This is a genomic window from Streptomyces niveiscabiei (assembly GCF_033794345.1).
In the GTDB taxonomy this organism is placed as follows: Bacteria; Actinomycetota; Actinomycetes; order Streptomycetales; family Streptomycetaceae; genus Streptomyces; species Streptomyces niveiscabiei.
This window is the reverse complement of the sequence record NZ_JARAYJ010000014.1, coordinates 60,891-85,938: the sequence shown is the minus strand read 5'-3', so window position 1 is coordinate 85,938 and position 25,048 is coordinate 60,891. Positions and strand designations below refer to the sequence as shown.

The window sequence follows — 25,048 nt, the reverse complement described above, 5'->3', positions numbered from 1 at the left end:
GATGGGCGTCAGCTAAATCCAATTGATGGATTAAGTCAATGCTTCCGGAGTGTAAACTTTCGGCCTGCGGCGCGCTCTGGGGGAGCGGCCGGCCGAGGTGAGGGGTCCAGGTGGTACGGGTGACGCAGCAGACGCGGGCACAGAGTGTGACGGACGAGGCACGCGTGCCCCAGGGGAGTCCGGTGACGACGCCGAGCGGCACGAACCTGCCGCGCGTCGGTGGCTACAACCAGGCCGTCGTCCTCGACGCCGTCCGGACGTCCGGGGAGATCAGCCGCGTCGAACTCGCCGCGCTGACCGGCCTCACCAACCAGACCGTCTCCAACGTCGTCCGCAAGCTCCTCGACGCCGGGCTCGTCGCCGAGTCCGGGCAGGCGCCGTCCAACGGGGGCAAGCGCCGTACGCTCCTGTCGCTGCGGGCGGACGGGGCGTACGCGGTCGGGGTGCACCTCGATCCCGACGCCGCCGTCATCGTCGTCGTCGACCTCGCGGGGCAGGTCGTGGGCAGCCGGCGGCTCAGACTCACCGACCCCTGGGACCCGGCCGGCATCGTGGACCGCGTCTCCCGGGCCGCCCTGCGGCTCGTCGAGCGCGCCGGCGTCGACCGCGCGCGGCTCCTCGGGCTCGGCGTCGCGGCGCCCGGACCCCTCGACGGGACCACCGGGGCCGTCGTCTCGCCGCCCAACTTTCCCGGGTGGGGGCGGGTGCCGCTCACCGAGATGTTCGCCGAGGCCACCGGGCTGCCCGTCGCCCTCGACAACGACGCGACTGCCGCGGCCATAGGGGAACGGTGGATCGGGGGCGCCGAGCGGGCCGGGAGCTTCCTCTTCGTCTACCTCGGGACCGGCGTCGGGGCCGGGATCGTCCTCGACAACACCGTCCTGCACGGCGACTCCGGGAACGCGGGCGAGTTCGGGCACATGCCGGTCGAGCCCGGGGACCGGGTCTGCCAGTGCGGCGCCAACGACTGCCTCGGCCCCTATTGCAGCCCCGCCGCGATCATCGAGGACCTCTTCGACCGCCACGGCCCGGGCACCGCCGCCGGCCTCGGCCTCATCGGCGGCCCCGACTCCGTCCACCTCGACTGGAAGGCCCTCCGCAAGGCCGCCCGATCCGGCGACGACGCGGCCCTCGACGTCGTACGCCGCGCCGCCCGCCGCATCGGGCAGGCCGCGCGCGGGGCGACGAGCCTCCTCGACGTCGGCCGCATCGTCCTCGGCGGCGAAGCGCTGCGGGGCATCGAGGGGCTGATGCGGGAGGAGATCGAGGCCGCCGTCAACCGGACGTCCGTCGCCCGCACGATCCGGGGCATCACGGTCGAGCCCAGCGTCATCGGGGAGACGGTGGGGGCGGTGGGGGCGGCGTCGCTGGTACTGCACGGGAACTACGCGCCGGGGTGGAGGCTGTTGCGCGAGGCGTGAAGAGGAGCGCTCGCCGTTCGCTCCGGTTCCCGGTGTCCCGCCGGAGGCCGGGGGTGTCACAGGCGCTTCCGGGGTGTGGGGGTGACGTAGACATGATCAGGGCGGCGGGCGCGGGCGGTGATCCACCCCGTAGGCTCAGCACCGTATGCGTCACACCGCCCAGCCGTGTGCTCTGGGCCGATCAGGCAGGAAAACAGACTCGACGTGTTCAGTTACACCCCCATCTTCGACCGCCTCGTCGCCGAGCGCGGGGACATACCGGCCCAGGTCCGTGCCGAGGCGGAGGGGATACAGCGCGATCTGGCCCGCATCATCCAGGCCCCACCGATCGGCGCGGGCCCCCTCGGGCGCCGGCCGTACTCTCCTGACGGGGGGTCCGGATCCGCGTTCTTGTGAGGGGGACGACGCGGGCGTCGGGCGGGGGTTCGGCGCGAGCGTCCTGACGGGGAGTGGGGGTTTCGCGGGGGAGCGGGGCGGGGTGCCGCGGCGGATGGGGTGTGCCGGGTACGTGACCTGCCCGTACCCGATGGGGAGTACGCGTACGCCGCCGGCCGGACCGCACAGGAGCCGAACCGGCGGCTGAGGGGAACGCCGGGCGGCGGGGCAGGGCTCCGGGGCAGCACAGGGCGGGGCCTGGCGGGCGGATCAGGGCCCCGCCGGGTGAGACGAGGCGCGGGCGCCCGAAGGCGGTGGGTGTTCGGGGTGCGGTCGGTCGAGGCGAGCCAGTGGCGCCCGCAGATGACGGCAGTGCCGGGCGAGGGGGTGGCGGGCGGATCAGGGCTCCGCCGGATGAGGCGAGGCGCTGGTGCCGGAAGTCGGCTGGGTGGGGTCTGGCGGGGGTTCGGGGTTCCGTCGGCCGGCGCGCGCCATGTGCCGTGGGGTCAGGCGAACTGCCGGTGTCCGGGGTGTGGCCGCGCGGAAGACCGGCCCTGCATCACCGGCCGGTGCTCGCCGGTTCAGCCGCCTTCCGTGCCTGCGGCGAGGTTCTCGGTCAGCCAGAAGGCCGCCAGTTCGGTTCGGGAGCGGGAGCCTGTGCGCTGGAACAGCCTTGCCAGGCGCTGCTCCACGGTCTTGGGGCTGCACGCGAGGTCCGCGGCGATCTGCCGGTTGGTCGCGCCGTCGCTGACCATGCGCAGGAGTCTGCCGTCGGCGTCGCTCAGCTTCTCGTCGGCGCGGCGGAGCCGGGGGAGGGGGATGTCGCGCAGGCGCGCGGCGCGGTGGGCGGCCGTCCGGAAGGGGCCCCCGAGGCCGAGGCGGCGGGCCTCGCGGACGGCCTCGGCCAGCCAGGGCCGCGGATCGTCGGCGAGGTGCGTCAGGGACATGCAGCACAGGACACGCAGGTCGGCGTCGCCCCGCCGCTCGACCATCCGGTACGCGGCCAGCGCGCTGTCCGTGTCGCGGTGGGCCAGGCCGCGCGCCAGGAGGAGGGCCTCGTGGGTCAGCGGCGCGTCCACCTCCTCGTGCAGGGTTTCCAGCTCCTCCACGACCTGCTGGACCAGGTGCGGCCGGCCGTCGAGGGCGGCGAGCGAGAGGATGCCCAGCAACAGCCGCTCGACCCCGGCGAGTTGCCCGTCCTTCCGCGCCCGCCGCGCGTCGTACCAGGCCCCCTCCAACGCCTCCTCCGCCCCGCCCGACCAGTACCGGACGGCCAGCCGCGCCCGGCCCGCCAGCGGGTGGGTGAGGGTGTCGGGGACCAGACCGAGCCACGTACGGGCGTGTACGAGGTCTCCGCGCGCACAGTGGATCTCCGCGGCCAGCGCCCGCGCCGGGTAGGGGGTGCCGGCCTGGCGCACCTCGATACGCCGGGCAGCCGCGAGAGCGGCGTCCCAGTCCCCCGCGAGGTGGTCGCGCACCATGCCCCGGTACGTCGCGGCGACGCTGTCCGCCGACGTGACGTACCGGTCCCCGAGGACAGCCGCGAACGCACCGGACAGATCCGCGTGAGCAGCCGCCTGCCGCAACCGCTCCAGACTCCCCTCATCCACCGCATCCCCGGCCAACTCCCGCCGCGCCCGGCCCAGTTCGACCCGCCCACCCATCGCGGCGGCAACCAGACGGAGTTCCGCGGGGGAGGGCAGGGGGGTGAGGGGAGGCGTGGGGTGGGGCGTGCGGGAGTGGTCGGTGCGCGGGGTGGGGTGGGCGGCCGGGAGGGGGCGTCCGGGGCCAGTCTCCGGGGTGGGGTCGGTGGCCGCGCGGGGGTGCTCGGGGTCGGTGTACAGGGTGTGGTGAGCGGCAGTGACGGGACGTCCGGGGGCGGGGTCGGCAGTCGTGAGGGGACGCCCAGGACCAGCCCCCGGCATCTGGTCAGCGGCAGTCAGGCGCCGTTCAGGACCAGCCACCGGCAGTCGGCCGGCGCCCTGCGCCCTTCGGGACATGAGCGGGCCGATGCCGAACAGGCCGCCGAGCGCCGCCAGTTCGCCTGCGGCGGGAAACTCGGCGGCAGCCTTGTCGGCCTCGGGCGCGCGGTGTCGGCCGAGCTCAGCCCACGCTTGCGCGGCGGGGGCGCTGTCCGGGGTGGGTGTGGGCGGTGAGTCCAGCTCGGCGTGCGGTGGCCCGTCGAGTGTTGGCGGGGCGGTTGTGGTGGGGGACTCGGCGTCGGGCGTGCGGTGTTGGTGGAGTGGTGCCCCTGCCCGTGCGGCGTCGATGTTGTCCGGGTCGGGTGTGGGCGGTGAGTCCAGCTCGGCGTGGGGCGGCCCGTCGAGTGTTGTCGGGCCGGCTACGGCGGGGAACTCGGCGTCGAGCGCGCGGTGTTGATGGAGTGCCGCCCACGCCCGTGCGGCGGCGATGTTCTCCAGGCCGGGTGTGGGCGAGATGTGGAGGACGGTGTGCAGGGGGTCCCCGAGTGCGAGCAGGCCGTCGTGGTCCCCGTGCCGCAGGCTCAGCGCGCTCGCTTCCCGGAGCACGTCCGGTGTGAGCGGATCGTCCGGTGCGAGGCGGGTGAGTGCGGCGGCGTAGGCGCGGGCCGAGCGGGGCCAGTCGGTCCTGGCGTCCTCGCGGGCCGCCGCGAGGAGCAGCGGGACGGCGATGGAGTCGGGGACGCGCGCGCCGGACGCGGCGACGCGGTCGGCGAGCCGGGGATGGCTGCGGCCGGTGACGCCGGCGCCGATCCGTTCGGCCAGCGAGGTGACGTACCGGGCGGAGTTGGCCTGGACGTCGCGGTCGAGGGGCAGGTTCCGCAGGGCCGCAGCGAGGGCGGGGACGGCGAAGGACAGGCGGCCCCGGGGGTCGGCGGCCAGGATGCCGTCCGTGATCAGGCGGTCGAGCCGGCGTTCGAGGGCGCGGGCGCCGGAGGACGGCGTCATGCGGAACGCGTCGTCGACGTGCACCTCGGCGTGGTCCAGTACGCGGGCGGTGACGATCGCGGCTTCGACGGTCCCGGAGTACGGGGGTTCGTGGGACCGGCCGAACTCGAGGGGGAACGCGTCCTCGGTGGCGAGCCGCAGGTCGCGCGCGGGGCGGGCGAGGCACATCAGGCCGTCGAGTTCCAGCAGGTCCCCTTCGTCCAGGGTGCCGAGGACGGACAGGACGGCCCGCGGGTTGCCCGCGAGCCGGCCCAGGGCCCGGGACACGGCGTCCGCCAGCGCGGGATCGGCCGGGCGCCCGAACCGCCGGGTGACGTGGAGGCCGACCAGTACGGCGACGTCGGCCGGGCGCAGCGGGGGGAGTTCGAGGACGTGGTCGGCCGCGACCGAGGGCTGGGCGCGGCGGGCGGTCATCACGACGGGTACGCCGTACGGCCGGAAGACCCGCAGCAGCAGCCCCAGCGCCTCGGCGGCGGGCGGCGGCAGGAGGTCGACGTCGTCGACGGCCAGGGCGAGCGGCATCCGGCGTGCCGCCGAGGCCAGCGCCCCGGACAGCGCGGACAGCCCCTCCGCCCCGCCGACCCGCCCCGCCGCCCGTAACCGCGATCTCACGGGCCCCGGCAGTCCGGCCAGCCGGTCGTCCGGGTCGGTGAGGACCAGGCCGCGATCCGCGGTCACGGCGATCGCGTCGTCCGTGTCCTGCGTGTCCTTCGGGCCGACCCGCACCACCGCCGTCCCGGCCCGGGCCGCCGTACGCCGCGCCTCCTCCAGGACGGTCGTCCGGCCCGTCCCGGTCCCGGCGGTGACGAGCAGGACACACTCCGCGCCGCCGGTGGCCCGGAGAGCGTCCGTCAGTGTCCCGATGTCGCCGTCCCGGCCGACGACCGCCCCGCGCCGCTCCCGCACCCTGCCATCCCGTTCCTCGTGGTCACCCCGGGGGGAAAGACGACACCCGGCCGTTTCCCGTTCCCTTTGCCCGGACGAAGATGATCATCTCTCGGTCGCGGCTCGTAGGGTCGGCTCACTGCCGGCTCACTGCTGGCTGCTCACTGACGGGGAGCCAGGTCTCGTACGTACGTCTCGGCGACACGTCTCGCAACACGTCTCGGAAACCGGAGGATGACCGTGGGGTCGCACACCGACGAACTGGTCCGCTGGGGCAGACCCGCCCGCATGGACCGCACCGACGACCGCCTGCTCGGCCGCGAACGCGAGTCGCGGCGGCTCGACGGCCTGCTGGGCGATCCCGACGGTCCGCGCCTCGTTCTCGTACGGGGCGAACACGGGGTGGGGCGCAGCGCGTTCCTGCGTACGGCCGGTGAGCGGCTGCGGGCGAGCGGGGGCGCGGTGTACGCGGTGGACTGCGTGCCCGGCGACGCGGACCGGCCGTTGCTGCTGGCGCTGCGGCTGGTCATGACGCTGCGGGAGCGCCGGCCGGCGGTGGATCGGGGGGACCGGGCGGCGACGGAGGTGTTGTCGGCCGTGGACCGGGGGGATCTGGCGTCGACGGAGGCGTTGATGCGGGCCGTCCTGGCCCGGTGCGCGCCGATGACGGTCCTCGTCGACGACGCCCAGTACGCCGATCGGGGCTCCCTGTCCGCGCTGAGCCGGATCGACGTCCCCGGCGTACGGCTGGTGGTGTCGGTGGCCTGCCGGGACGGCGCGGGACCGGACACGCCCGCGCCCGCCGACGGGGACGCCCCGCACCACGTGCTCGACACGCCCTCGGCCGACGCGGTGGTCCTGGGCCCGCTGGGCCCCCACGACACCGACGCCCTGGTCGCGCGCTGGCTCCAGGCCGAAGCGGACACCCAACTCGCCCGGCAGATACGCGAGTTGACGCACGGCCTCCCGGGAGCGGTCGAGGCCCTGCTCACCGCGTGGACGCGCCAGGACGTGATCCGGGTCGCCGACGGCCACGCCTTCGTCCCCTCCAGGGCGACGGTCCCGGTGCTGCCGGACGACGACCGCTTCCTCACGGCCCTGGACCGGCTCGGCGAGCCCGCGCGCACGGTGGCCGCGGCGCTGAGCATCCTGGGCCCACTCGGCGAACCGGCCCTCCAACTCACCGCGCAGTGCACCGGCCTGTCCACCGAGGCCGTCCACGAGAGCGCCCGCCGGCTGGCCGAGGCGGGCATCGTCGACGAGGCACCGGGCCTGCCCTACCGCCTCCCGCTCACCGCCCACGCCGTCCGCGAGCGCCTGAGCCCCGTACGACGCAGCCGGCTCTCCGCCGCCGCGGTCGAGGCCCTGTGGACCGACGCCGGATCGGCGCGCGGCGGCACTTCGGCCCCGCCCGCAGAGCCTGGACACCCCGACGGCACGGCCCCGGAGCCCGGCCTTCTCCGGAGCGACGCCGGATCGGCGCGCGGCGGCACTTCGGCCCCGCCCGCAGAGCCTGGACACCCCGGCGGCACGGCCCCGGAGCCCGGCCTTCTCCGGAGCGACGCCGGATCGGCGCGCGGCGGCACTTCGGCCCAGCACGCAGAGCCTGGACACCCCGACGGCACGGCCCCGGAGCCCGGCCTTCTCCGGAGCGACGCCGGATCGGCACCCGGTGACACCTCGGCCCCGCACGCAGACCCCGGCCCCCTCGACGCCGCGGGCGCCCTCCTCGGCGGCACGGATACCCCCGCCTACCGCGCCGACCGCATCGCGGATGCCGGGAGCCTGGTCGACCGGGAACGCGCGGTGGCCGAACTGACGGACGCCGCCCGGCAGATACGGCCCGGCATCGACGACGGCCGTGTGCTGCGGTGGCTGCGGGCGGCCCGTGACCTGACCGAGCACGCCGACGCCCGCGACCTCGTCCTCCAGCAGTACGGCACGACTGCCTACCTGGCCTGCGACTACGCCGCAGCCCGGGCCGCCGCCGAGTCCCTGCTGCGCGACCCGGGGCCGACGCTGAGCGACCTCGACCTTCAGGAGGCCGCGTGCCTGATCGTGGCGGTCACGGCCAATCAGCGCGACTGGCCCACGATGTCCCGCCTCGGGACCGCCCACTGGTGGGACGTCCTGCCGGTCCCCGCCCTGGCCAGGGTGACCGGCCGGGCCCTCGCCCTGTGCCACCTCTCGCGCTGGCGGCAGACGGAGGACCTGCTCCGTACGACCGAGGCGGTGTGGAACACCGGCCCCCGAGCCCGCGCCGCACCCGCCGTCTTCCTCGCCATGGCCGAACTCGGCCTCGGCCGCCCGGAGCCCTACCGGCGCGCACTGTCCTTCGACGAGGCACCCCAACTCCCCCCGGGCAAGGTGTATTCGCTGGCCGGCGGCATGGTCGACAACCTCCTCACCCGCTACGACCTCGCCGGCGCCACCGCGCTGCTGGCGACCACCGGCCTGACCGTGCCCGTGCTGCCGCCGCTCAGCCGGTTCCTCCACCACCACCTCACGGGCGACTGGGACCAGGCCCTGGAGTCGGCCCGCAGGCTCCTGGCCGGCCGCGAGATCCAGTCCACCCCGGTGGCGGACAGCTCCCTGCTCCCCGCGCGGACGGCGGCGATCCTCCTCGCCCAGGGCCGCGTCACCACCGCCCTCCAGCTGGTGCGGGACGCGGACGGCGAGGGCGCCCCGCCCCAGTGCTCCCTGCACGCGACAGAGGCCGAACTCCTCATGGCCCTCGGCGACTTGACCGGAGCCGAGCGAACCCTGCGCACCGGCCTGGACCGGACCCGGGCGCACGACCAGACCTACGGCACGGACGAACTGTGGGCCCTGCTGGCCCAGTTGACGTCCCAGGCCGGACGCGACCGCGAAGCGGCGGAGTGTGTGCGGCACTTGGCGGACCTCGTCCACCGGACCGGCACCGACCGCACCCGCCTCCTGCACCTCCTCGCCTCGGCCCGCGTCCAGCGCGACGAAGCGCCCGGCACCGCCCACCGGGCCCTGCGCGAGGCCGTGGACCTCGCCCGCGAGCGGGGCCTGCCGTTCGAGACGGCGACCACCCTGGTGACCGCCGCCACGGCGGGCGCGGTCCCGGCGGCGCTGCTGCACGAGGCGTACGAGGTGTTCGGCCGGACCGGCGCGGCCCTGTGGCGCTTCCGTACGAGAACCGCGCTGCGGGAGGCCGGGCTCACCGTCCCGGGCCGCAGCCGGGCCACCGCCGAGAACGACGGCCTCCTCACCACGCTCCTCACCGAACAGCTCACCACCCGCCAGATCGCCCGCGTCCTCCACCTCACCGAGGACGCGGTGTCCCGCCGCCTGTCCCGTCTCTTCGCCCGCACCGGCAAACGCTCCCGCACGGAACTGGTCACCGCCTCCCTCACCCCGACGTTCTGACCGGCGTGTGTGACGGTGTGTCAGAACCGGGACTCCAGCGCCCGCCGCAGCCGCCCCGACCACTCCCGAGCCGTGCCCTGCCGGGCGAACTCCCCGGTCCACTCCACCTCCCATCCGGTGACCGTCGCCGGATCGAACTCCCCGAGGACCCGGCGCAGGAGGTGGCCGGAGAGGCGGGTGCGCGGGGACTCCGCGAGGAGCACCGCGTCGTACAAGTCCTTGCCCTGGGCCCGCCCTTGGGCTGTCGCGTCGGTGTGCAGCCAGCGGAGTTTCCAGGCGAGGGAGAGGGTGCGGGACGCCGTGCGGACGGGGGTCGGTGGGCGGTCGGTGATGCGGGGGACCAGCGTCCAGACCGGCGGCTCGGGGAGCGACTCGTCGCGGGCGAAGTCGAGTTGGGCAACTCCCGTGAGCGTGCCGGGGTGTTCGAGCCGCCAGGGGATCGAGAGGCGGACGCCGGGGGTGTCGTACTCGGCGTAGGTCCACTGGCCGTCGTCCCGCGCCCCGGCGGCGTCCAGGACGACACCCGCGCCCGCGTACGGCCGCTCCCGGACCCGCTTCAGCAGGTCCTGGTACGGGGGGCTGGGGTCGATGTCCTCGGAGTCGAGCCAGGACAGCCCCTCGGGCGGCAGGACGGCCCGCTGTCCGCCCGTGCCGAACTCCTCCTCGCGCCACAGGTCGTAGCGCGCCGCCCCCGCGAACGCCTCCGGCCACTGCTGGACGTCCTCGATGTGCCGGGCGTAGGGGTACGGGTCGAGGGGGTCGACGCCCACCTCGTCCTCCAGGACGACCCAGTCGAGGTCGCCCGGCGGGCGCGCCGCGTCCCCGGCCCAGGCCGGCATCGTCATGCTCCCGCGCAGTACCAGCGAGGAACTCCACGGGGCCTCGGCGATGAGCGCGAGCACATGGTCGAGGGCGATGCGCCGCTCCCTTTGTGTCACGTCGCGGACGCTAGCAGCGACCACCGACAACGGGTCCACCGCAGGAGGGTAAGCGCTTTCCGAAATCTCCCCGCGACATCCTTGACAACGTCGCGCACCCCGACCCAGACTCACACCGCGTTGATCACCCCAGGTCAAGGCCGACGCCGAGCCGCGTTCATCCCGTAAGAAGGTACTGCCGTGCCCCTGCGCTCCCGTAACTCCCGGCGCCCCCGCACGCGTGCGCTGATCGCCACCGCCGTGGCCCTCGCCGGTGTCGCCGCGCTCGGTGCCGGCGTCCCGGCGTCCGCCGCCGACCGGTACGCCGCGCCCGCGCCGAACACCAGCCAGTTCAAGGGCGTCAACTGGGCGGACCCGCGCGACAACTACGCCAACGACGAGGTCCAGCTGTCGGGGCTCTCGCTCTCGGACACGTACGCGCAGACGTACCACAAGGCCACCCGCATCATCTCCGCGTTCCGGGCCAACCTCGGCGCCAACACCGTGCGCCTCCCGATCAACCCGTACACGGTCAACGGCGATTACTGGCACTCGTACCGCGCGGTCATCGACGCGGCGACCCGCCAGGGCTTCAAGGTGATCGTCTCCTACTGGGAGGGCTCCGGCACCCAGAAGGACGGGTTCATCGACGACACGGCGACGTACTGGCCGATGTGGAAGACCGTCACCAGCGCGTTCCAGCACAACAGCCTCGTCTACTTCGAGCCGATGAACGAGCCGCACGGCTACACGCCCACCGAGTGGGCCGACCTCGCCGCGAAGTGGATCGGCACGTTCCCGAAGATCCCGCGCAACCGGATCTTCGTCAGCGGCAGCGGCTACAACGACAGCGTCGTCTCCGTCTGCGCGGACCCCCGCCTCAAGGGCACGTACCTGTCCCTGCACCACTACGGCTTCTGGGGCAACCGCACCTACGACGAGTGGGTCACCGACCTCAAGACCCGCCTCGGCGACTGCGCCTACCGCACGGTGGCCGACGAGTTCGGCGCGACCATGACCAGCGGCCTCGACTACAACGGCTCCAACGTCGGCAACAACGAGATCTCCTTCATCCAGGCCGACACGGACGTCTTCCGCGAGCTCCACATGGGCTCGGTCTACTGGCCCGGCCTGCGCACGGGCGACACGTACTCCCTCCAGACCCTGACTGGCCCCGCCGCCAACCCTTGGCTGGCCACGACCAACAAGTCGGGCGCGGACCGCCTGAAGTGGGCGTGGGGCCGCTAGAGCGGAACACGTACAGACCGGAACACGTACGAGGGCGGGGCCGAGACGGCTCCGCCCTCGCGCATTTCCCGCGGCGGCACGACCGGGGCCGCGACCCGGTGGTTCTCCGGGCGCTGAACGTCGCTTCCGTGACGCCGAGTCGGGACGAGCCCGGCGGTTCTAGATCTCCAGCTCGCCCTCGATGCGCTTCAGCGCGTGCCGCGCCAGGGCCAGGTTTCCGCGGCCCCGGTCCAGGGCGAGGTACAGGAACAGGGTGCCGCTGCTGCTGACGAGGGGGCGGATCAGGTGGTACTGGGCGCCGAGGGTGATGAGGATGTCCTCGACCGTGTCCTGCATGCCGAGGAGTTCGAGGGTGCGGGTCTTGGCGCGGACGACCTCCGTGTTGCCGGCGGCGGCGACCTCCAGGTCGAGGCCCGGGCCGCCGCCGAGGACGCCGAGCGACATCCCGCTCTCGTAGTCCACGAGGGCGACACCCAGGGCGCCGTCGATCGTCATCGCTTCCTTGAGCGCTGTCTCGATGTTCATGTGCTGCCCTTCGCTCTGTTCACTCTGTGCGGTCCGGCGATGTGACGACGGGTCAGAAAATGAGCGACGGACGCCCTGTCCTGAACCTTTCGGATTAAACTACTGTGCCTTCAGTTGCGATGTGAAGCAAAAGTGAAGGGGAGTCCCGTTGTCATCAGTCGAAGCCTCCCTGAGGCGCCTCCTGGATCTGCCGGGCGTCACGGGTGTCTCGCTCATCGACGCGGTCACGGGACTGACGTACGGCGACGCGGGGGAGGGCGGCTCGGACGCCGTGGAGTGCAGCCGCCTCGCCGCGTCCGTCGAGAACAGCCTCAACGCGGCTGGCGCGCAAGGGGAGTTGGAGAGCATCGTCATCACGGGCGGCAGCCGCCAGCTGGTCGTGGCGACCGTGCCGCGCCAGGGCGACCCCCTGCTCCTGACGGCCGCGCTGGAGCGCGGCCAGGCCAACCTCGCCCTGGTCCTGCACCACTTGGGCCGGTACGCGGCAGAGGTGACCGCATGACGCCCGCGCCGGCCCCGCGCAACCTCCCCGCCCTGCTGGCCGCGTTGCACGCCGAGGGCCGCGACGCCGCGGTCACCGTCTCGGGCACCCCCGGTGGCACGATTCACGTACGCGCGGGACTGGTGACCGCCGTCGACACCCCCGGCGCCCCGAGCGCGGAGTCGATCCTCCTCAAGTCGGGCCGTGTGGACGACGGTTCCTGGACGGCGGCCCGCGCTGCCCACGGCGACTTAACCCAACAACTCCAGGAACGCGGCGTGTTGACCCCGCAGGAGTTCGAAGTCGCCTGCACAGCAGCTCTGTTCGACGGAGCCTTCGCGCTCGCCCTGGGCCCCGGCGCCGTCTGGGAGGTCCGCGACCCCGCCCCGGACGTCGTCGCCGCCCGCGCCTTCGCCCCGCACCTCGTCGCCGCCGAGACCACCCGCCGCCTCGCGGTCCTCACCGAACTCTGGGGCTCACCCACCGAGTTGGCCCGCACCAGACTCCGGGCGACCGACACGCTCCGCCCCGAAACCCTCGGCGCCCGCCACACGGCGCTCCTGGACGCGGCGAACGGCCGCCGCACCCCGCGCGACCTCGCCTTCGCCCTCGGCCGGGGCACGTACGCCGTGATGCTGGACCTCGCCCACCTGCGCACGCGCGGCCTGATCCACCCCGATGCGACACCAACGGCCCGCCCCAGCACGGCACTTCGCCTCCCGGGACCACGCGCCGCCGCACCCCGCCCCCCGGCCGCAAGCACCCCCCTCCCGACCCGCACACCGGGGACGCACCGCCCTCACCGATCGGATACCGTGTGAACCCGCGCCGGCGCAGGAAGTCCCGACAGCGCTACCTCACGCTCGCCCGGCGACACCGACTCGACCCGCCCGCCGACGTCCCGCCGCCGCTCCCCGTACGCCGCCCCGGCGCGTCGGCCGGCCGCCCCGTCCCCCCGGATCTCAAGGAGCACCGGCCTGAGGCGTCCCTCCTGTACCGGGTACGCGACCGTCTCGCGGCCCTGCCCTGACCTCTCCCCACGCACACCCGCACGTCCGCTCACCAGCAGGGATCGCCGATGTCCGAAGACCACCAGTCCGAACCGCTCGTCGAGGTGCTCGCCGCGCTGCGCGAAGGGGTGATGGGTGTCGCCGAGACGGTGATCTCCACCGTCGACGGCCTCCTGGTCGCCGCCGACGTCGACGCCGTGCACGCGGAGTCCGTGGCCGCCCTCAGCGCCGCGAGCTACAGCCTGGCCCGCCGCATGGCCCAGGAGGCGGGCGGCACCGGCCTGCGCGACGTCACCACCCGCAGCGCCGACCGGCACATCGTCGTCCTCGCCGTCAACGACCGCGCCCTGCTGACGATCGTCGGTGACGACGGCCTCGACGTGGCCCGCCTCCAGCGCGAGATCCATCCCACGCTGGAGAGCCTCGCGAAGCTCCTCGACAGCGACACCCCCGCCTGACAACGAACCGCCCCCACCGTCAACCACCCGGTGGGGGCGCCCTCCTGACGGGCCGTCAGTCCTTCTTCTCGCCCAGCTTCCCGATGTACTCCTGCGCCTTGTCGACCGCCGTGTCGATCTTGTCCCCGTGCTTGCCGCCGGTCCTGTCGTCGATGAAGTCCCCCGCCTTCTCCAGCCCGGCGGAGATCTTGTCCCCGTGCTCCCCGGCGAGCTCCTCGACCTTGTCCTTGAGTCCCTTGAGGTTCTTCAGCCCCTCGAACACCCGCACATCTCCTCTACAGCGATGTAGTAACGACCTGCTCATGATCCCATCCCCGGACGCCTCGCCCAGCCAGGCACCCACAACTCCCCGGCCGGCGCCACTCGTACCGCCGCCAGGTACTCCCGCAGCACCCCCAGCCCCGGATGCGGATTCCCCGCCCTCCCACACCAGCGAGTGCGGATACACAGGCGTCGGAGCGCGCAACGGCACCAGCCGCAGATCGTGCCCTGCTGGTCCTTGCCACGTCCGTAGGTGTGACACAGGATCCGCTGCGGTGAGGTGTGCGCGTCGGGACGCAGCCAGCAGGTGATGTCGGCGGCCAGCACCAGCCGGCCGTCCGCCGCCCTCGGCAGCGGCACCGCAGCCAGGGCCCGCCGCAGCCGAGCAATGTCCATCCGACCCGCGGCCAGGGCGTCATACAGCCCGCCGTGTCCGCGGCGATGCTCGCCCACCAGCGAGAGTTCCACCAGCGAGCGGACCGGGCCGTCCGCACACAGCACGGCGTCGGCCAGCTCGAACAGAGCATCCGAACGCCTCGTCAGACAGGAGTAGAACTCGCCCCGGAAGCATGACAGTTCCGCGAACGGTTCCTGCCGGACAGCATGGTGCAACAGACTCATCCCCACGGCCTTCACGCTGATCACGTGTATTCCTTGGTCGGAGCACATGGTCAGCCGAAGGCCGCCTGCGCATAGGGCAGTTACCGACGCGAGTGATCAAGTACGACGAGCCGTTCGAGGCCCGAGGTTAAAGATCAAGCTAGGGCGTGTATCGAATGTGCTGGTCGTAGCCACTCGTTGATGGTCGCCTCTTAGCAGACCGCCAACTTGTCATCCTGCGTGGTCACTGCGCGGTTTCTCTTGAGGCAATTGATCCGGTCACGCCACTCTCGCGTCCTCACCGGCCAGGAACGGACGCAGCAGTGCGAGCAGGGCGTGCGGCCGGTGCAGGGGGATGATGTGGCCGCAGCCTTCGATGACGTGTCCGGTGAGATCGTCGGTGACCGGTCGGAGCTGGCGTTCCAGCGCAGCACCGACAGGCCGGGCGCCCAGCGCCATCGTCGGCACTGTCAGGCGGGCAGTGGTGACCGCCTGCTCGATCTGTACCGTGCTCTCGGGTAGGGCCCGGTAGTACGAGAACGCGCAGCTCAACGCCTGGCGGCCGGTGTATGCGCGCACGAAGGCGTCCCGGACGTCGGGGCGCACCCCGTCGCCGAGCGTGCCGGCGCGCAGAAACCAGTCGACGTAGGCGGCCTCGTGGCCCTCCAGTACGGTCTCGGCGAGGCCGGGTGCGGCGGAATGGAAGCCGAACCACCACGGTGGCCCGTCGGCAAGGAAGTCCTCGGCGCCGGGCAGGCTGCCCAGCAGGGACTCCATGACGACCAGGCGCCGGACGAGACCGGGGCGGCGCAGAGCGAGGAGGAAGGCCGGCGCTGTACCCGCGTCGATGCCCACCACCGCGGCCGAGGACACGCCAAGCGTGGTGAGAAGCGCCGCGGCGTCCTCGGCCAGGGTGCCCGCGTCGTATCCGGAGGCGGCCCGGCTGCTCGCTCCGAACCCACGCAGGTCCGGCGCGATGACGCGGTAGCGGCCGGACAGATCGGCCATGACGTCCGTCCACAGCTCCCAGGTGTGCGGGAAGCCATGCAGCAGCAGGACGGACGGGCCCGATCCGGTGAGGGCGACGTTCAGTTCGACACCGTTGACGGGGACGCGTCGCAGCTCGGGCATGGAGGGACTCCAGTGTGCGGTGAGGAATGGTGACAGGGTCACGCTAGGGAACTAGCCTGGTCCGCCCAAGACGGCACTTTCTCTTCAGGTGGTGAGCTCTGGGTGACCACGTCGAGTCCCGGCGGACGTGACCAGCGGCCCGGTGAGCGCGGTGATCTGCTGGATCCGCGCTGCCCGACTCGCCAGTTGCTCGACCGCATCGGCACCAAGTGGACGTCGATGACGGTCAAGGTGCTGGCTGAGGAGGCTCCAGGCGAGGTCCGCTTCGCGGAACTGCGGCGCCGTATCCCGGGCATCTCACAGAAGATGCTGTCCGCCACGTTGCAGAGCCTGGTCCGCGACGGCCTGGTCGCGCGCCGCGTGGAACCCACCGTGCCGCCCGCCGTCCACTACCGGCTCACCGAACTCGGCCTTTCCCTGGAAATGCCACTCTCCGCCCTGCGGGTCTGGGCCGAGACACACATGCAGGAGATCGACCGCAACAACCAGCTCGCCGACGAGTCGCGCCAACCATCGAATGTGCTGGTCATAGCCACTCATTGAGGGCCGCGACGAGGACGGTCGCCTCGTAGCGGACCGCCAACTCGTCGTACGGTGTGGCCACCGCCCGGTGTCTCTTCAGCCGATTGATGCCGCACTCGACGGCATGCCTCGCCATGTAGTCCTCGCGGTCGAACTTCGGCGGACGGCCGCCGCGCGAGCCGCGCTTCTTGCGGGAGCGCACGCCTTGTCCGCGCGCACCCGCCTCGGGCGGGGCACCCTGATGCGGCACAGGACAGCCTCGAACTGCGGGGAGTCGCCGCGCTGTCCGGCGGTGATCACGATGGACATGGGCTTTTGCCCCTGCTCGACGGACAGGTGCAACTTGGTGGTCAGGCCGCCGCGCGAGCGTCCGAGCCCGTGGTCGGTCGGCTCGACGGTGACGCCGCCGGGCGGCTCCTTCTGGAGGTCCCCCTTTGCGCGCCCCGGCGGCGTGCTGGTGGGCCCGCACGATCGTGGAGTCGACGTTGATGTCCCAGGTGAACGGATCCTTCGCATCCGCCCGCGCCTGGAAGGCGGTGAAGATCTGCCCGCCAGAGGACGCCGGTGCGGACCCGGAACCGTATGCCGTCGATCAGCTGCCGCCGGGTCCATATCGGCGGCCGACCGGGCTTCTTGCCCCTCGGTAACAGCGGCTCCAGCGCGGTCCATTGTTCGTCCGTCAGATCTCCACGTGCCACGAATCAAGATCACCTCACAGCCAGGATCCCTCTCGATACACGCCCGGCGGACCGAAGCCGCCTACGCTGGCCACTCATCCAGGTCGGCCTCGGTACGGCCGAGCAGGATCTGGTCGAAAAGGGCCCCGCCGCCGTCGGTGCGCAGACCGATCTGGGTGATCCTCTTCAGCTTGCCGGCGGCCTGCGCCCACAGATCGATACGCACCAGCTTCCAGTCGCCGTGCGGAAACTCCTCCTCCGGGATCATGATCTCGGTCACCTGTGGCGCGGTCGGGAAGTGCGAGACTCCGGCGTTGACGGACACGTAGTGCAGGTTCTCCTGGTGGCCGCCCCCGTCCGCGTCCGCGCTGCCTCCGGAGCCGAGGCGCAGGCCGATCCCGGTGGTGTGGTCACTGAGCGCCTTCCAGGCGAACTGGAGATAGCGGTACTGGCCCGGGGCGGCCGGGTGCTCCACGATCTCGAAGTTCCAGTCGTGCATGGTGTCCAGGAAGAAGAAGCCGTGGCGGATCGGATACTGGCCCCGCGGCATCGCCACCGGCACCCGCAGACACCGGGTGCCGGAGTAGGCGCCGCCCTCCTGGATGTCGACGACGCTCCTGGGCTGGGCCAGCAGGTCCTGTACGTCGTCCGCACGGTCGTCGAAGAGAACGGCGACGGCGTTGTCCTCGACCACGTCCCGGTGCGACGCGCCGAGCACCTCGCCGTGGAAGACCAGTTCGCCGAGCCTCAGATTGCCCTGCGGCCAGACACCGCCGCCGGTCGAGACGAGGCGGAAGCGCCCTGAGTACAGCTCCAGGTCGTGGCTGTGCAGGGCCTGGTCGGACAGCAGCATCGGGCCGTCCCGCCAGGTGGCGTTGCGGGCGTCCCACCACTGGATCAGGACGTCCCGCAGCCAGGACTCGGGGTGTGCGGGGTCCTCGGCGAACGTGACGCCGGTCAGCTTCAGCTGGTAGCGGAAGGTGTCCACGGTGAGCTCGAAGTGGGGGTCCGCGCCGACCGATGCCAGACCTGCGAGGAGCGGCCGTTTCAGCCAGGGCTGGGCGGGCGGGGCGGCACTGCCGTCGGTCAGGGGCGCGAAGACACTCGGCGCGTGCGGGTCCGGGTCCTCCTGGTTCGGGCCCATGTTGTAAGTGCCGAGTGGGCTGGTCATCTGCATGAAGAGGTAGGCGTGGGTGTCCACGACGAGGTTGGGGGTCAGTTCGAGCGGCTCGGATCTCGCGTTGCCCCAGTCCGTCCTGCGCACCACCGGCACCGGGTCCGGGGCCGTCAGCTTGCGGCGGATGTCCTGCTCCTCGGGGACCAGCCGGGTCCGCCAGCGTTCTTCGAGGCCGGCGTCGTAGCGGAGCACCGTGCCCGTCCAGGTGGCGACGAGCAGATCGCCGTCGGGCAGCCAGGCCGGTACCGGGAGCGCCCGCAGGTCGGTGGCGGTCAGCAGGGTGCCATCGCGCTCCAGTACGGCGAGGGTGCCGAGTTCGCTGCCGACGGCGACCCGGCTGCCGTCGGGCGAGACGCGCGGGCGGCGCAGGAAGTCGTCCCCGGTGTAGGTCCACAGGAGTCCGGTCGCGGTGTCGTAGGCCCGCAGCTGGTTGCCCGTGGTGACGGCGAGGAAGGTGCCGTCGGCGGAGAGGGACAGCTCGCTCACCGCGGTGGGGATGGTGTTGACCAGGGCGCCGTCGCGGATCACGTAGACCCGGCCGCCGTCGGCCTGCGCCGTGATCGCCGCCGTACGACGGTCGCCGCTGACCGCTGCCACGCCGAACGTCCCGCCGAAACCGGCGCCCCTGACGATGGAGAAGGACCACAGCAGGGCGCCGTTCACTGCCGAGCGGCCGCTGACGGTGTTGTCGGCGAAGGTGATCAGGGTGTCGTCGTCGAGGGCGAGGAGGCGGAGGGGGATGCGGCGGTTCTCGGACCACCAGGAGTCCGCCCAGCTCTCGTTCCACTGCTCCTGCCCCTGCTCGTCCACCTCGCGCCGCCACACCGCGAGGCCCAGGTCGCCGGAGGTGGCGATCCAGGAACCGCCGGGTGCCGACGCGAAGTTGTTCAGGCCGTAGTCGTAACCCCAGTCGCTCTTGGACCAGTCGGTGGCCTTCTTGGGCAGGCCGTACAGGGCGAAGCGGCGCTGGGGCCGTCCGGCGGGGTCCAGCTGGTAGAGGTGGTAGCCCTCGGCGGCGTTGATGTCGAAGCCCTGGACGACGAAGCCGTCGGGGCGGGTGGTGGGGGCGTAGGCGAAGTGGTGGCCCAGGCGGCGGCGCCAGCGGGTGCGGCCGGTGGCGAGGTCGAGGCCGTAGAGGTTGTGGTCCCAGTCGAAGGTGTTGAGGGCGGCCGTGTCGCCGTCGGCGGAGACGGCGATGTCCCGTACGTGCGGGCCGAATCCGTCCTCGGAGGCGGTGGGCAGCGGGTCGTGCAGCAGTGGGACGATCGCGTAGAGCCGGGCCGGTACGGTGCGCAGGTCGGCGGTGAAGGTGCCGCCGAGCAGGGAGACGGGTTTGCCGGTGAGCAGGTCGACGACCTGGTGCAGTGCGGGCAGCCGTACCGTCAGCCGCGTCTGCACGGGCAGGTGCTGGGCGCACAGCAGCCCGACCCGCCAGGCGATCTCCGGTTCCCAGTCGGGCCGGGTGGTGTTGACGGCCCAGATGTAGGTGATGTCCCCGGCCGTCCATTCGCTGAGCAGCACCTCGGGGTTGTCGCACTCGGCGACCGGGGTGACGGCGCTCAGGGTCTGGGCGAGGGCGGCGCCCTGGTCCAGGAAGGCACGGCGCATCCGGTAGTAGGCGGTGTCGTCGTTCTGACAGGCGGGTTCGTCCTTGCGGTTGATCCGGTCGAAGGCGAGACCCAGCCGGCCGTAGGCGTCGCGGATGGACGGGTGGCAGGTGTCGTCGGCGTACACCGGGACGGTCTCGCGCGCCTTGTTCAGGGCCGCCGCCAGGGGCGGATCCAGCTCGGCCTGCTGGCCCACGAGCAGGACGGCCTGGTAGCCGCGCAGTACCTCGGCGTCGACGTCCTCGGTGAAGACGAAGGACGCGGGCCGGTGCGCGTGCAGGCAGGCGGCCCAGGCGCTGTACAGGCGCATGAAGTACAGGCTGCTGAACCAGCCGCTCTCGAAGGTCTCCAGGCGCAGCATGCGGGTGGAGACGACGATCGCGACCCGGTTGGCGCTGTCGGCGCCCGCGACGGCCGGTCCGAGGCGGGCGATCATGTCGAACGCGGCGCGCTGCACCGAGGTCTTGCCCGCCCCGCCGGAGCGCGGTTCGCCGGGTTGGGTGCCGCTGCCGCCGCCGCGTTCCGGAGCGGCGACGACCCCTTTCATCTGACGGACGTTCAGGTCGGTGACCATGCCGGTGCCGTTCGGGCCACGCATCACCTGCTGGAAGAGCGTCGGCAGGAACATTCCGCCGGTGCCGTCGTCGTTGGTCAGCTCCGGATGGCCCCAGACGGGTTTGCCCGGCCGCCGGTAGAAGTCGACCATGTGGGCGGAGGACAACGGAAGTTGGATCTGCTCGGCCTGGTAGTGCAGATCGACCTCGTCGACCTCGGCGAACAGCAGCGGGGGTACGGTCTGCGGCTGCCGGTACGGCGCGGTCGCGGCGGTGATCCGGCCGGGGGACGCCTCGTTCAGCGCTGTGCGGAGCTCGGCGGCCTCCGTCGGCTTCAAGGTGATCGAGCGCTCGGTCACGGTGTCGAGGACGGGCAGCCAGGTTGTGCTGGTGCCGGCGGCGATGGCCTCGCTGGCGGTGGTGTACTCGGCCTTTTCGTCGGCGTTCGCGGCGACCGCGCCCACCGGGCCGATCCACCAGTTGGCGCCCCAGGTCCAGCCGCGGAACGCCGCGTAGGCGTCGAGGGTGCGGGTCCCCGTCGCGAGGTCGGTCTTCAGCCTCTCCAGCGTGCGGATCTCGTGGTTGCCCGGCCATTCCAGCGGCAGGAAGGTGTCGTTGGAGTGGAGGACGCCCTGTTCCTCGATGCCGTACGCACCGTATCCGGCGATGGTCCGGCGGCCCACGTCCTCGAAGAGGGCCTTGCGGTAGTGGACGGCGACCGGGCTTGCCTTCAGCCGGGCGGCGATCTCCGCATCGGCGTCGTACTCGGTGGCGAAGGTGATGGTGCCCCAGTGCACCCCCAGCCGGTCGACGGCGAGGTTGAGGCCAAGCGTCCGCGTCCGGTGCAGATGGGCCTGGACCACGTCCGGGAGGTCCCTGAAGGCCGGCGGGAAGTTGGTGGGGGGGTTGATGAGGAGTTCACGGGGGTCGGCGGGGAAACCGGCCCCGTTGGGGCCGTAGATGTCGGTGTAGAGGGTGAGATGGTAGTCCGGCCGGTCGGCGAAGCCCGGCCCGATCTCCAGGTACTGCGGGGCGATGGTGAGGAGGAGACCGGCCGGTGGGTCGGCGTCGAGGACATGCCGGCCGGGTTCCAGTGTGCCGGTGATGTCCGCGCCGATGACCAGCTGTCCGAAGTGCCCGGCAGGGTCCAGGCCGACGTTCCACTCGTGGAGCCGCTCACCGTCCCGTTTCAGTACGACGGTCACGGCGGCCGGCTGCGGTACCCCCGCGCCCATACGGGCCTCGACGCGGAGGGTGACGGCCTCGCCGCGGCCGTAGTGGAGGCGGTTGAGGTTGACCGGCCTCTCCTTGCCATCACGGTCCTTGACGATCCGGCAGCTCATCAGGGACAGCGAGCCCTGCACGGTCGTGCCCGGCGTGGGCGCGGCCGGGCGGATCTCGACCATGCCGTCCACGACATACTCCGACAACCGTCCCGCCACATCCGGCGACACCCGCACCTGGTACAGGCCCCGGGCGTCGGCGGGCGGGGTCACCGCGCCGCCGGTCAGCGGGAGTTCGGTGAACTCCGGGACGCCGAGCGGGCGCAGCCAGACCCGGAAGCGCGGCCGGTTCGGCCAGCTGCCCGGGCTGTGCGTGATGGTCAGGGGCATCGGCTTTCCCGCGGTCCACACGTCCGCGTCGTACTGCACGGTGAGCAGTTCGACGTCGCCGAGCACCGGGGTTTCGGCCGCCCCCGTCTTCCCGTCGTACACCTCGAACAGGTACCGCTCGTCGTCCCGTTTCACGTAGTACCGGAGGCGGTGCTGGTCGCCGTCCTTGAAGTCACGGAGCCGCAGGTGCCCCACCGTGTGATCGTCGGCGGGAAGGTCGAGGGGGGCGGGTGTCTCCCCTCCGTCCGCGTCGTAGATCACCAGTTCCTGTGTGCTCTTGACGACGCACAGACCGCCGTTCCCGGTGACGTCGAAGCTGTTGTTGAGGTCGCCCGAGACCTTGACCGGTTTGGACCAGAGGAGCTGACCTGTCCGGAGGTCGCTGGCACAGACGAACCCCAGCGTGCCGTTCGTGACATGCGGCCAGGCCGTGTAGATACGCCCGGAGTCCGCGGAGCTCTCGGCCACCCGCAGGCCGACCGCGCTGCCGGTGGACCTGACCTCGGCCGGGAGCCCGGTGAGAGTGACCTCCCGGTCCAGGGTGCCGGTGGGGGTCAGCCTGACCACGCGCAGGCGATGCTGGTCGAGGGCGTAGAAGAAGCCGGACGGCACTGCCTCGATGCCGGAGGGTGCGTTGTAGCCGAGCGTGTTGTCGGCGGCGAAGCCGTCGTAGTGGCCGAGCTGCCTGAACTGGTCGTCGTAGAACACGATCCGGTGTGCGAAATGGGCCTCCGCGATCGCGATCGTCCCGGACGCGTTCGCCGTGACGGCCAGCGCGGCGGCTCCCGCCCGGAAGAACGTCTGCTTCGTGCCGTCCGGCTTCAGCCGCAGCAGACGGCCGTCGGGGGTACCGCCGACCACGAGGTAAACGTTGTCATCGAGGCCGTAGCCCATCTTCAGATTCGATACCTCGAAGACGGCGTTGTACCTGGACACGACCTGTTCGATCCTGCGTGCGTCCACTGCTGCTCACCCCCGGTTCTCCCGCTCACGCCCCCTGCACGCCTCCTGCGGCTCGTGCATCACCAGGATCCCGATCACCAGAGACCGAGCACAATCGCTGAAACGGGTGACGTTTCCCTACGCCCGTGCGCGGGCTGGTACGGCTGGGGTGCGGGTGGCCCCTGTGGGGCGTCCTCGCCGTCGGCGGCTGTGAGTGCGTCGTCGGAAGCGGTCCGGCAGGTGGGGATGCCCCTGCACGCCGCTTGGCTCATCTCACCGACCGGGTTCCGATCGCGGGCGGCGAACCCCAGGTGTACGGAACGCAGTACACCCAGGAGCCAGACGGCTCGAACCTGCGCCCGCAGCCCGTTGCCGATCCCGACCGACTCGACGAACGCCGCGCCGGGATGGGGCTGGAACCAGCCCGACCGAGTGAGACAACGCTCGACCACGCAGGTCGTCACAACGGAACGGGACATCCCCCTCGGCCCCGGCCGGGGTTCGGCGACCGGGTTCCTCGTCGCCTACGCCACACGCATTACCGAGCGCTGCCCCCTCGAACACGGCCTGCTCTTCGACCGGTTCCTCAACCCCGAACGCGTCAACCCCCCCTGACGTCGAGTCACTGATCAAAGCGGGTGCGCTCGATTCGCTCGGACACTCCCGCAAGGGACTGACGTCCGTGCACGAAACGGCAGTCGACGCCGTCGTGCCAGTGAAGAAGGCGGCGAGCCACGGCCAGGACGACCTCTTCGCGGACTGCGCACCCGGCGACGACACCCCGGTCTTCGGGCTCGACCTCGCCCTTGACGACGAGGAGTGGCCGCGCCGCCAACTCCTCGCGTTCGAACGGGAGATGCTCGGCCTGTACGTCTCCGCACATCCCCTCGACGCCCGCGACTGCACCCTCGCCGCCCTCCTCGCCTCCGGCCGCACGACGGGGGAGGTGCGCCTCGCCGGGCTGATCACCGGTGTCCAGCGCAAGGTCACCAGACAGGGGAACCCGTGGGCGGTCGTCACCCTCGCCGACCGGGACGCGGGCATCGAGGTGCTGTTCTTCCCCGCCGCCTGCCAGTTCGTCCAGCACGCGTTGGCCGAGGACAACGTCGTCGGCGTCGAAGGGCGGATCGAGGAGCGGGACGGGACGCCGAACGTGTTCGGCAGGCGGCTCGAACTGCTGCCGGAGGACGGGGGAACCGGCGCCTGCGTCCAACTCGCCCTCGCGGCGCACCGGGTGACGCCGTACTCCGTACGGGAGCATGGCCTCCCGTGCCGTCATCGAGTCACCTGACACCGCGTACGGTCACCGCCTCACCACCTCACCGCACACTCCACGCCGTCACCGACTCCAACGGCACTCGGAAATATTCGCCCAGCGCCGCCGGCAGGCTGCTCGACCCGGAGATCAGCTGGCAGCCGTGCAGGTGCAGGAAGACCGGCGGGTACGCGAGGGGCTCGGCGGCCTCGCGGCGGAAGGCCTCACCGAAGTGTTCGTCCGGCGCGCTGTCGTCGTCGAGGAGGCCGGCGACGGAGGTGGCCCAGGTGCGGTGGGTGGTGAGGCGGCCGGTGAGGACGACGCCGTGGGCGACCACGGTGAGTCGCGGGCCGGCGCCCTCCATCTCGGTGCGGTTGATCAGGTCGATGAGGAGTTCGTCTCGCGCGGGCATGCCCGAACTCTACTGATCGGAAACGCCGGTGGACGCCGGTTCACCCGACGCCGGCCGCACCGCCGACGACCGGTCCCACAACCCTGGACCCGAACCTTCTCACGCCGCCGAACACACTCCGGCGCGAACGCAGCGTGACGAAGGGGGCCACGCGGCTGAGCCCCGGCCGTCCGACGGCGAACGCCTCGCTCACGCGCCCGCTGACCGACATCTCGCCCCCGCCGCGGCACATCGACGACGAACTGCTCACCCGGGTGGGCGACACCTACGAGTTGACCCCGCAGGCGGGCCGAGAACTGACCGCGCTGCTGACCGATCGGGCGCCCGGCTGCGGTTCCATGCGGACACCCCGGACCTGGTCAACCACAGCGCGAACCGCCACAGCGAGGTCGACGGCGTGATCCTGCCGCAGCGCCTGCTCGCGAACGCCCCCGCGATCGAGCTGCGCGAGGACGCGTGGACGTGCATCGCCTCCGCGCACTCCGTCGCGGTTGGCCCCCGGCGGCCGAGGAACTGTCCGCCCCCCACCTGATCGCCGGCACCGACCGCCTCGCCGCGCTCCCCGGCCACGCGCCGCGTCCCGCTTCTTGACCGCGCCCGGTCGCTCCCCGATGCTGTGTTGCGTTACATGAGATGCGTACCGCAATGAGCAAC

19 protein-coding genes and 3 pseudogenes are annotated in these 25,048 nt (G+C 72.2%); 13 read left to right on the top strand and 9 right to left on the bottom strand.

What is annotated here, in order from left to right:
- Positions 1-119 precede the first annotated feature (119 nt).
- Positions 120-1,421, top strand: coding sequence for an ROK family transcriptional regulator (locus PV682_RS21045; RefSeq protein WP_319732029.1), 1,302 nt, complete (start codon positions 120-122; stop codon positions 1,419-1,421).
- A gap of 956 nt (positions 1,422-2,377) precedes the next feature.
- Here PV682_RS21045 and PV682_RS21040 read toward each other — a convergent pair.
- A complete protein-coding gene (locus tag PV682_RS21040; protein WP_319732027.1) occupies positions 2,378-5,629 on the bottom strand; it encodes an AAA family ATPase in 3,252 nt (1,083 codons plus the stop codon).
- Positions 5,630-5,842: 213 nt separating this feature from the next.
- Between PV682_RS21040 and PV682_RS21035 the strand changes: the two genes are divergently transcribed.
- A complete protein-coding gene (locus PV682_RS21035) occupies positions 5,843-9,004 on the top strand; it encodes an AAA family ATPase (RefSeq protein WP_319732025.1) in 3,162 nt (1,053 codons plus the stop codon).
- A gap of 20 nt (positions 9,005-9,024) precedes the next feature.
- Here PV682_RS21035 and PV682_RS21030 read toward each other — a convergent pair whose 3' ends face one another.
- The gene (locus PV682_RS21030; protein WP_319732023.1) at positions 9,025-9,942 is read right to left on the bottom strand and encodes a nucleotidyl transferase AbiEii/AbiGii toxin family protein; all 918 of its coding nucleotides are present in this window, start codon (positions 9,940-9,942) and stop codon (positions 9,025-9,027) included.
- A gap of 180 nt (positions 9,943-10,122) precedes the next feature.
- On the opposite strand from PV682_RS21030, the gene PV682_RS21025 reads away from it, so the two are divergent.
- Positions 10,123-11,169 carry a glycoside hydrolase family 5 protein gene (locus PV682_RS21025; protein WP_319732020.1) on the top strand — a complete coding sequence of 349 codons (1,047 nt, stop codon included), beginning with the start codon at positions 10,123-10,125 and terminating at the stop codon, positions 11,167-11,169.
- A gap of 159 nt (positions 11,170-11,328) precedes the next feature.
- Here PV682_RS21025 and PV682_RS21020 read toward each other — a convergent pair whose 3' ends face one another.
- A complete protein-coding gene (locus tag PV682_RS21020; protein ID WP_319732019.1) occupies positions 11,329-11,694 on the bottom strand; it encodes a hypothetical protein in 366 nt (121 codons plus the stop codon).
- 148 nt (positions 11,695-11,842) lie between these two features.
- On the opposite strand from PV682_RS21020, the gene PV682_RS21015 reads away from it, so the two are divergent.
- Genes PV682_RS21015 through PV682_RS21000 form a run of 4 tightly spaced genes read left to right on the top strand, consistent with a single transcriptional unit; the run spans position 11,843 to position 13,643 of the window.
- Positions 11,843-12,196: a hypothetical protein gene (locus tag PV682_RS21015; RefSeq protein ID WP_319732017.1), complete on the top strand. Its 354-nt coding sequence runs from the start codon at positions 11,843-11,845 to the stop codon at positions 12,194-12,196.
- Positions 12,193-12,996, top strand: coding sequence for a hypothetical protein (locus PV682_RS21010; RefSeq protein ID WP_319732013.1), 804 nt, complete (start codon positions 12,193-12,195; stop codon positions 12,994-12,996). Before PV682_RS21015 ends, PV682_RS21010 begins: the two co-directional genes overlap by 4 nt.
- Positions 12,993-13,205 carry a hypothetical protein gene (locus tag PV682_RS21005; RefSeq protein ID WP_319732011.1) on the top strand — a complete coding sequence of 71 codons (213 nt, stop codon included), beginning with the start codon at positions 12,993-12,995 and terminating at the stop codon, positions 13,203-13,205. Before PV682_RS21010 ends, PV682_RS21005 begins: the two co-directional genes overlap by 4 nt.
- Before the next feature lie 48 nt (positions 13,206-13,253).
- Positions 13,254-13,643: a roadblock/LC7 domain-containing protein gene (locus PV682_RS21000; RefSeq protein ID WP_319732009.1), complete on the top strand. Its 390-nt coding sequence runs from the start codon at positions 13,254-13,256 to the stop codon at positions 13,641-13,643.
- A 55-nt stretch (positions 13,644-13,698) separates the two neighbouring features.
- Here the strand turns inward: PV682_RS21000 and PV682_RS20995 are convergent, their stop codons facing one another.
- From PV682_RS20995 to PV682_RS20985, 3 genes and pseudogenes are all read right to left on the bottom strand, one after another.
- Positions 13,699-13,905: an antitoxin gene (locus PV682_RS20995; protein ID WP_319732007.1), complete on the bottom strand. Its 207-nt coding sequence runs from the start codon at positions 13,903-13,905 to the stop codon at positions 13,699-13,701.
- A 209-nt stretch (positions 13,906-14,114) separates the two neighbouring features.
- Positions 14,115-14,525, bottom strand: a pseudogene (locus PV682_RS20990) (transposase); the annotation flags it as partial.
- Positions 14,526-14,783: 258 nt separating this feature from the next.
- Positions 14,784-15,635 (bottom strand): alpha/beta fold hydrolase, encoded by an 852-nt coding sequence (locus tag PV682_RS20985; protein ID WP_319732005.1) that lies wholly within the window; start codon positions 15,633-15,635, stop codon positions 14,784-14,786.
- 102 nt (positions 15,636-15,737) lie between these two features.
- On the opposite strand from PV682_RS20985, the gene PV682_RS20980 reads away from it, so the two are divergent.
- Positions 15,738-16,178: a winged helix-turn-helix transcriptional regulator gene (locus PV682_RS20980; RefSeq protein ID WP_319732003.1), complete on the top strand. Its 441-nt coding sequence runs from the start codon at positions 15,738-15,740 to the stop codon at positions 16,176-16,178.
- Here PV682_RS20980 and PV682_RS20975 read toward each other — a convergent pair.
- Both PV682_RS20975 and PV682_RS20970 read right to left on the bottom strand, forming a co-directional pair.
- Positions 16,162-16,855 (bottom strand): annotated as a pseudogene (locus PV682_RS20975) (transposase). The gene PV682_RS20980 and the pseudogene PV682_RS20975 overlap by 17 nt on opposite strands.
- Before the next feature lie 61 nt (positions 16,856-16,916).
- On the bottom strand, positions 16,917-22,721 hold the full coding sequence (locus PV682_RS20970; RefSeq protein WP_319732001.1) for a WD40 repeat domain-containing protein: 5,805 nt from the start codon (positions 22,719-22,721) through the stop codon (positions 16,917-16,919).
- Positions 22,722-22,873: 152 nt separating this feature from the next.
- On the opposite strand from PV682_RS20970, the pseudogene PV682_RS20965 reads away from it, so the two are divergent.
- From PV682_RS20965 to PV682_RS20955, 3 genes and pseudogenes are all read left to right on the top strand, one after another.
- A pseudogene (locus tag PV682_RS20965) lies at positions 22,874-23,140 on the top strand (hypothetical protein); the annotation flags it as partial.
- A gap of 19 nt (positions 23,141-23,159) precedes the next feature.
- The gene (locus PV682_RS20960; RefSeq protein WP_319731999.1) at positions 23,160-23,342 is read left to right on the top strand and encodes a hypothetical protein; all 183 of its coding nucleotides are present in this window, start codon (positions 23,160-23,162) and stop codon (positions 23,340-23,342) included.
- A 67-nt stretch (positions 23,343-23,409) separates the two neighbouring features.
- Positions 23,410-24,018, top strand: coding sequence for an OB-fold nucleic acid binding domain-containing protein (locus tag PV682_RS20955; protein WP_319731997.1), 609 nt, complete (start codon positions 23,410-23,412; stop codon positions 24,016-24,018).
- A gap of 28 nt (positions 24,019-24,046) precedes the next feature.
- Here PV682_RS20955 and PV682_RS20950 read toward each other — a convergent pair whose 3' ends face one another.
- Entirely contained in the window at positions 24,047-24,394 is a 348-nt protein-coding gene (locus PV682_RS20950; RefSeq protein ID WP_055718136.1) for a hypothetical protein, read from the bottom strand.
- A 134-nt stretch (positions 24,395-24,528) separates the two neighbouring features.
- On the opposite strand from PV682_RS20950, the gene PV682_RS20945 reads away from it, so the two are divergent.
- Positions 24,529-24,795: a hypothetical protein gene (locus tag PV682_RS20945; protein WP_319731995.1), complete on the top strand. Its 267-nt coding sequence runs from the start codon at positions 24,529-24,531 to the stop codon at positions 24,793-24,795.
- The gene (locus PV682_RS20940) at positions 24,792-24,926 is read left to right on the top strand and encodes a hypothetical protein (protein ID WP_319731993.1); all 135 of its coding nucleotides are present in this window, start codon (positions 24,792-24,794) and stop codon (positions 24,924-24,926) included. The genes PV682_RS20945 and PV682_RS20940 overlap by 4 nt, the downstream gene beginning before the upstream one ends.
- Positions 24,927-25,048 lie beyond the last annotated feature (122 nt).